The sequence below is a fragment of the uncultured Cyclobacterium sp. genome, assembly GCF_963976465.1.
Classification (GTDB): Bacteria; Bacteroidota; Bacteroidia; order Cytophagales; family Cyclobacteriaceae; genus Cyclobacterium.
The window spans coordinates 1-7,683 of sequence record NZ_CAXBOC010000263.1 but is presented as its reverse complement, the minus strand read 5'-3'; the positions used below and the strand labels follow the sequence as shown (position 1 = coordinate 7,683).

Here is a 7,683-nt window from a genome sequence, read left to right as displayed (position 1 = left end):
AGTTGGTTTTTTGGAAATTAATTAAACGCTTAAATAAAATAATAAAATGGAAACCATATCCAGCACTTTGAATACGCTAAAGGCATCTTGGGAATCATTGAAAACTCAAAATCCAAAACTTAGGATTAGGGATGCTGCCAAGCAGTTAAATGCTTCAGAAGCGGAGTTAATCGCCACCGGAATTGGACAAAATGTGGTCCGATTATCTGAAGATTTTATCGATCAAGTTAAAAAATTCCCTAAGCTAGGGAAGGTTATGGCCCTTACCAGGAGTGAAGGCTGTGTGTTGGAACACAAAGGAAGGTTTCAAAAAATAGCAATTCATGGAGCAGGCCCCCACCAAATTGCAACAGTAATCGGTCCCATTGAGCAAAGGGTGTTTTTTAGCGCATGGAAATATGGTTTTGCTGTGCGGAATGAAAGCCCCAGGGGACCTTTATTTAGCTTACAGTATTTTGATGGACAAGGGGATGCAATAATGAAAGTCTATATTCAAGAAGAATCCGATGAAGCTTTCGCCAATTTGTTGATTGAAGAACATATGCACCCTGATCAGTCTGCAGCCCCGAAACCGGTTTCTTATGAGGTACCGGAATATACACCTAGAGAAGATTTGGATTTTGAAGGCTTTACTTCAGACTGGGAAAACATGAAAGACACCCATGATTTCTTTGGTATGCTGCGAAAGTACAAGTTGAATCGCATGAATGCGGTGGAGTGGATAGGAGAGAAGTGGGCTTATCCCGTAGATAAATTATCTGCCAGGAAAGTGGTGAATTTCGCTGCTGAATCGGAGCTTCCGATCATGATTTTTGCCGGAAATAGGGGGAATATCCAAATTCATCAGGGCAAGGTGAAACAAATAAAACAGTTGGGTGATTGGCTCAATGTAATGGATCCGGATTTCAATATGCACCTTAATGAGCAGGTGATCGACAAAGCTTTTGTTGTTCATAAAAATACAACAGATGGACTTGTTTCTGCCTTAGAAATATTTGATCAAAAAGGGGAGATGGTCGCTCAGTTTTTTGGATTGAGGAAACCCGGAATCCCGCAAAATCCGGCTTGGAAAAGCCTAATAGATGGCTTGAGTTGAGAAAATAGCAGGGAGAAATCCCCTGCTAAAAAATTTTAAACTTATGATTAGAATTAATCTAATTAAACTTAACATGATGATTTTATTTCTTCTTTACCCTTTAATAGGACATGGGTTGGAAAGAGACAAAATCATTGTAAACAATAAGGGAATACCCTTGTCGCAGGCAATGGTGCAAGTGGACAAATACCCACCCGTTGTTGCCGGGTCTTCGGGGGAAGTTCATATGGCACAACTAAATTCCGGCGATTCGGTATTGGTTTTTGCCCTTGGATACGAGTCCAGGCATTTAAGTTGGGACGAGTGGGAGAAAGCTGAAGTGATTGTATTGAAAGAGAAGGAAGGGGAACTGAATGAGGTGGTGGTTTCAGCCACTCGTACGGACCGCACCATAGAAGATTTACCCATGCCGGTAACTGTGATTGGTAATCAGGCAATTCAGGAGACCGGAGCTGTCCGGCTTTCAGAAGTATTGAGTGAGCATACAGGCTTACAAATTGTTTCCAACCATGGTACAGGCCTGCAAATGCAGGGGCTCGATACAGACTATATCCTTATTTTACTCGATGGGGAGCCTTTAATTGGCAGGACGGCCGGTACTTTTGATTTGAATCGCATTTCTGTATCCAATATTGAAAAGATTGAGATTTTAAAGGGTCCGGCCAGTGCCATTTACGGCAGCGAAGCCATGGCCGGTGTGGTGAACATTATCACCAAATCCGGAGGTCAGGGGAAGAAAATAGATCTTGGCATGAGACAGCGTAGCTTGAATACATGGAACCCTTACCTGGACTTTGGCTTAAGGGAGAAAAACTGGAACATAGATGTGCTCTATGATTATTATAAGACAGACGGTTATGACCTAAGTCCTGAGGTGACGGGGTATACTCAAAATCCCTACAGCTCACACAGTGGGCAAGTAAAGTTAGGTGCCAAATTGGGTACCGGCTTGAGCTTTAATTTATTCTTGCGTGGATATACCGAAGAAGCTTCAGGGGTCTTGGAGGTAATAGAAAATTCAGGGACAGAATTATTAGATGTAACCGACCAACGCGATGAAATCAATATCAATCCTACGTTAAGGTACAAGCCCAATAATGCATGGTTATTTACCCTTAGGAACATGAGTTCTGTATTTACTACCAATTCATTATCCAAGTACCAGGAAGAAGGGACTGTATTTGATATTCAGGATTTTCGACAATTCTATCAGCGAACAGAGCTGCAGACCGATTACCAATTTGACAAGAAGCAATTGATAAGTCTTGGTTTGGGCTTTTCGGGCGAGTCAGTGGAAGCCACCCGATACGATGACAAAAACCATTTTGACGCAACTTACTTTTATTTGCAACATCAATGGGATCCTTCCGATAAGGTAAACATTGTAACCGGTGCAAGGGGAGACTTTCACAGCGTCTATGGAAATCGGCTGAGCCCAAAACTCTCCGGTCAATATCGGTTTTCGGATAAATTTAGCTGGCAAGTATCCATTGGTTCCGGGTTTAAGGCACCGGACTTCAGGCAACTGCTTCTAAACTTCAATAATGCTTCTGCCGGATATTATGTGTTTGGGGCAAAATTGGCAGAAGATGGATTGGCAGACCTTGAAGCCAAAGGATTGGTTGCACGGCGATTAATTCAACCGGAGAATTTGGGAGAATTACAAGCCGAACATTCTTGGGCAATTAACACCGGTGTTCGGTGGAAACCAGTAACCTCCTTGCTAATCAAAGCAAATTTATTTAGAAACGATTTGCAGAACATGATTGAAACGGCACCCATTGCCCAGCTGGTCTCGGGACAAAATGCCTTTTCTTACTTCAATATCAGCAGAGTGGTCACCCAAGGTTTGGATTTAGATGTCAGCTTTAAATACAACGATAACTTTAGCGTCAGTGCCGGTTATGCCTTTTTGGACACCCGGGATTTGGACGTAATGGATCAGATTGCGAAGGGCAATATGTTTAAGAAAGATGCCAATAACCAAACCGTTCGCCTAAGCAAGGCAGATTATGGTGGACTATTTAACAGGAGCAAGCACAGTGGAAACCTGAAGGTTAATTACTTGGAAAACCGCACAGGAATTAATTGGGCTTTACGACTGATATGCAGGGGACAATTCGGTTTTTCAGATTTGAATGGCAACCTGATTTTGGATGATGAGGCAGAGTATGCTCCCGGCTGGTATACCATAAACCTGACCTCAACAAAAAGCTTCAGCAATGGAATTTTCCTAGAGGCAGGGGTGAATAATCTGTTGGACAAAACCAGTATTACTCAGCCCAATATGCCGGGAAGACTTCTCTTTGTAGGGATCAAAATACCACTATTAAATTTATAAACTATAACACCATACATCAAATGAAAAATTTATCAATGTTTATGTCTTTTAGCTTAGCTATATTCGTTTTAATGGCTTGTGATCCTGAACCAGAGGAGGAGCCTCAATTGCCATTGGTGGCAGAAATGGTAGAAGACCTTTCAGCTCCCAATGATGTAATCGACAGAAGTACGGGGCAAGTATTAGAGGAGAAGCCTTTTCAGTACTACAGTTTATCAGAAAACAGAGTAACGACTGAGGACGAGAGTTGGGATGTGGCCTTTAAAGGCACTACTATCCGAGCCAATGCGGCCAAAAATGTGAGTGCAGCATTGGTGGATGGGGTTTTTCAGCAAATTAAAGAAATACCTGAAACCGCAACATTTGCCATGGATACCGAAACGACCCTGGCAATTCCCACAGGCAGTGGGAACGGTTGGTACAGCTATAACCCAACCACCCATGCCATAAAGCCTATTCCCGGTAAGGTGATTTTATTACAGACTAGCTCGGGTAATTATGCAAAGGTGGAAATTTTAAGCTATTATAAAGGAAATCCTTCTGATGAAGAACTAGATCCGCTCACGGCTGAAGGTGCAACTTATACCTTTCAATATGTGCTTCAGCCGAATGGAACAACCAAATTCGAATAAATCCCAAACCTGCAATAGACTTACTATTCCCTGAATCGTTCCTTCGATACCGCTTTCAATTTCAATGTAGGATAAATCTACAGACAGCCTGGTTTTCTATAGATTGGTACCCTAGCTGAGAAACCTAGAGAACCCTATAGCATATACCGGAATATATTTTTAATTGCTTGCTTCAGTTTTTGAGTCCTTGTTGATATCTCTGATATTTGGCAGGGACTTTTTTACTTCTTCCAGCTCATCATTGATTTTTTTCAAGCGATCAAGAAAGTTTCCGTAATAGTTAACCTTTAGTTTTTTATTTTGAAGGATCCGATTTAAATTTTTCATAGAATAGGTATGTTCTTTATAGGTAGTTATTTTATTTTCTCATCTTCTAACTCATAGCATATGGTGGTTTTTTGTAACCCATATCGAGTACCATTATGCACTTCAAAATTTCTATACAAACTGCCATTTTTCCGCCAGGCTTGTTGTAGGCCTTCTTGCTTATCGTCTTTGTAATGATAAGTGTAAGCCAAGGACCCATCGGCATACCAACTTTTTTGTTCGCCTTCCTTTTTATCATTGTAATAATTGTACTCAAATTTTAAATTCCCCGTTTCTTCCCAGTAACCCAACTGCTTACCTACGGAAAGGTTGTTTCTATACATGCGAATTTCAAAAAGCTTTCCACTGGGATAATAGCTTCTGTAACTACCGTGCAACATGCCCAGATAAATCGAACTATAGGTGACAATGTTGAAACCGATTTGATTTTTGTGAACAATTCCTGAATACTTTTCACCTGATAAATAATAGTACCCGTTTTTGTAGCTCAGGCCCGGGGCATTAAAATCTATGGTGTCCCTTGGGATTCCGGAAGTGTCAATCTTATAATTAAGCTCCCCACCCAGGGTTTCCATTTCTCCGGTATTCGTACATGCACTTATCCCTATGTAACATAGCATCACCAATAAAGTTTTGATAAGATCGGAAGAATGAATCCCCATTATCTATTGAGTGAAAGTGCCTTTGCTTCCATGATAGGCCCCGGATTTGATAACATATAGACTGGAAGTTGAATAAACTTCATTGCTGATATGGTAATGGTAAATGCTTTCAGAAAAATCTGATGTGGTACCGGTATGCCCTCCATTTTCGTCCAGGTCGTTAGGATAAGATCCATCCATATCCTTCCGGCCATATACGGGGAACCCATCTCTTAAAAATCCGATTAGATTGTCATCATTAACAGTGAGGTGGACTACTTCGCTATGGTAATGATAATCCTCTCTTGGCCCGGGATGCCCTCCGGAGGCATCAAAGGTGCTCCAAGCATTTTCCTGCAATACGCCGCCCCCTTCATAATCATTGTAAATGGGTACACCATTTAAAGCCATTCCAACCGGTCCTAAGGATGTTTCTTCCTTGAATTTACTTTCATTGGGATATATAGGGATGGTCATTTTATAATTAAATGAAGTCATGGTTTTATTCCTATTTGCATGGTTGCTTCCGGGAAATTCCTCATACATTTCATGACCTCTACCCCAGTATGGTGTTTTGTGATCAGGTAAGCCTGTGCTATTAATGGTGATATTTTCTTCGCTAACCTGTACACTAACCTCCTGAGTATAATTGTTTTTAAAATTGGCCTGAACTACTTCTGCAATGGAAATATTTCCAGGGCTCACCGGAACCATTTCTTTTTTGCATGAAACGATGCCAATCAATACAAATAAATACAATAATTTTCTCATATTACTATTGTCGTAAGTTGGTCTTAAACCCTTCGGGAAATTTTTAATATTTTTCTAGATCATTTAACTTTTTATCTTTTTATTAAGATTTAGAAGAAAAGTGACCCTTAAATATTGAGTTAAGAATTCCCTGGCAGTGGGAAAAAAGATGGCTGCGGACTGAGAAAAAGAATAATACCCAATGGAGCTTTTTGTAAAACATATACTTTATGATTATTCTTATTTTACATTATTTGGTCTTTCCTTTGGCTATTTTTTGCTTTTGTACTTTGGTTTAGCCCCCTTGTTTTTGGCGGTTTGTCGGCTTTTGGAATCCCGTAATATGCTGCATAAAATAAGTTCCGAAAAGGTTTCCTACCTGCAGGTTGCCTTTGAAATCAAGCATTCTTTTAGGTCAATTATCGTCTTTGGCTTTTCTATTTTACCCATTGTCTTCTTGATACGAAATGGGGTAATATATTTACTACCCAATACTTGGTATTCAGTATTGGGAGGAATCATTGTACTGGTTTTGTGGAACGAGCTGCACTTTTATCTCGTACACCGATTAATGCATCGAAGATTTATGATGAAGCATGTGCATTATATTCACCATAAATCTTATACTCCAACCGTATATTCGGTGTATAGCTTCCACTGGTTTGAAGCTTTACTATTGAGCACAGTGCCATTGACAATAATGCCGTTTATACCCTTCTCCATTTTTGCGGTGTTTACCTTTCCATTGGTGAGCATACTCCTGAATTTTGCTGGGCATTGCAATTATAGGTTTGGCAATGGAATAGGAGAAGGGTGGAAGCACTTTGGCACCTTCCACAATGAACACCATGGCAAGGGTAGGAAGAACTATGGTTTTGCTTTAAACTTTCTGGACAGGATATTTGACGGACAAAAGAAATAAGAAATGAATGAGGTGTACATAACTGCGATGGGTACCTACCTGCCCAATCAGCCGGTATCCAATGAAGAAATAGAAGATTTCCTGGGAAAAATTGATGGAAAGGAGAGTAGGGTAAAAAAGAGGATACTGAGTCAAAATGGAATCAAAACAAGGTATTTTGCCTTAACTAAAGCGCAAGAAACCACCCATTCGAATGCTGAATTGGCTGTAAATGCAATTAAAAATGCTTTAAAAAGAAGCGAGTTAAAGTCCTCGGATGTGGAATTATTGTGTACGGGGACTAGCCAGGGAGATTTGCCCATACCGGGTTTTGCCAGTATGGTACATGCAGGATTAGCCTTTAATCGCTGTGAATTGGCCGGTTTTCAAAGTGTATGTGCCAGTGGAGTAATGGCATTAAAGAATGCATTTGCGCAGATCAGAAGCGAGCAAAAACAGAACGCAGTTTGCGTAGGCAGTGAGCTGCCAAGCAGGATGTTTAAGGCTTCAAGGTTTGATGCCCAAGGGGTGCAAACCTTGCCTTTTGATGCAGAATTTTTACGTTGGATGCTTTCTGATGGGGCGGGGGCTTTTGTCTTGCAAAACAAGGAAAACTTAAAAGGACTTTCTTTAAGAATTGATTGGATCGACATAAAGTCATATGCCAATGAATTCCCACTTTGCATGTATACCGGAAAAACTGATAACAAAGATGAGGCAGAGAAAACCTGGCTTGATTACCCAAGTTATGAGGAAGCTTCCAAAGCAGGAGCCATCAATTTGCATCAAGATACACGGCTTTTAGACAAGGTTATAAAGACAGGTGTGGGCCACTACTTTGAATTAATCGACCAGGGAAAAGTAAAAGTTTCGGAAGTAGATTGGCTCTGTTGCCATTACTCTTCGGAGGTTTTTAAAGACAGCATTAAGGAATTGATGCAAAAAGGCGGCGGGGCCATTGCCGATGAAAAATGGTTTAGCAACCTTAGTGAAAG

The 7,683-nt window shown here is 40.7% G+C and carries 8 protein-coding genes; 5 read left to right on the top strand and 3 right to left on the bottom strand.

Going from position 1 to position 7,683, the window contains the following annotated elements:
- Positions 1–46: 46 nt before the first annotated feature.
- The 3 genes from AAC037_RS14830 to AAC037_RS14820 are packed head-to-tail and all read left to right on the top strand — an operon-like array spanning position 47 to position 4,069.
- Positions 47–1,096, top strand: a complete 1,050-nt coding sequence (locus AAC037_RS14830; RefSeq protein WP_339903714.1) for a ChuX/HutX family heme-like substrate-binding protein — start codon at positions 47–49, stop codon at positions 1,094–1,096.
- Positions 1,097–1,139: 43 nt separating this feature from the next.
- Positions 1,140–3,437 (top strand): TonB-dependent receptor, encoded by a 2,298-nt coding sequence (locus tag AAC037_RS14825; RefSeq protein ID WP_339903713.1) that lies wholly within the window; start codon positions 1,140–1,142, stop codon positions 3,435–3,437.
- Between the two features lie 20 nt (positions 3,438–3,457).
- A complete protein-coding gene (locus AAC037_RS14820; RefSeq protein ID WP_339903712.1) occupies positions 3,458–4,069 on the top strand; it encodes an HmuY family protein in 612 nt (203 codons plus the stop codon).
- A 159-nt stretch (positions 4,070–4,228) separates the two neighbouring features.
- On the opposite strand, the gene AAC037_RS14815 is transcribed toward AAC037_RS14820, so the two are convergent.
- The 3 genes from AAC037_RS14815 to AAC037_RS14805 are packed head-to-tail and all read right to left on the bottom strand — an operon-like array spanning position 4,229 to position 5,808.
- On the bottom strand, positions 4,229–4,396 hold the full coding sequence (locus tag AAC037_RS14815) for a hypothetical protein (protein ID WP_339903711.1): 168 nt from the start codon (positions 4,394–4,396) through the stop codon (positions 4,229–4,231).
- 26 nt (positions 4,397–4,422) lie between these two features.
- Positions 4,423–5,016: a hypothetical protein gene (locus AAC037_RS14810; RefSeq protein ID WP_339903710.1), complete on the bottom strand. Its 594-nt coding sequence runs from the start codon at positions 5,014–5,016 to the stop codon at positions 4,423–4,425.
- A 45-nt stretch (positions 5,017–5,061) separates the two neighbouring features.
- Positions 5,062–5,808, bottom strand: a complete 747-nt coding sequence (locus AAC037_RS14805) for a YHYH protein (RefSeq protein ID WP_339903709.1) — start codon at positions 5,806–5,808, stop codon at positions 5,062–5,064.
- Positions 5,809–5,989: 181 nt separating this feature from the next.
- Between AAC037_RS14805 and AAC037_RS14800 the strand changes: the two genes are divergently transcribed.
- Both AAC037_RS14800 and AAC037_RS14795 read left to right on the top strand, forming a co-directional pair.
- Positions 5,990–6,709, top strand: a complete 720-nt coding sequence (locus AAC037_RS14800; protein WP_339903708.1) for a sterol desaturase family protein — start codon at positions 5,990–5,992, stop codon at positions 6,707–6,709.
- Between the two features lie 3 nt (positions 6,710–6,712).
- On the top strand, positions 6,713–7,683 hold a 971-nt coding region (locus AAC037_RS14795), incomplete at its 3' end, for a beta-ketoacyl synthase N-terminal-like domain-containing protein (RefSeq protein ID WP_339903707.1).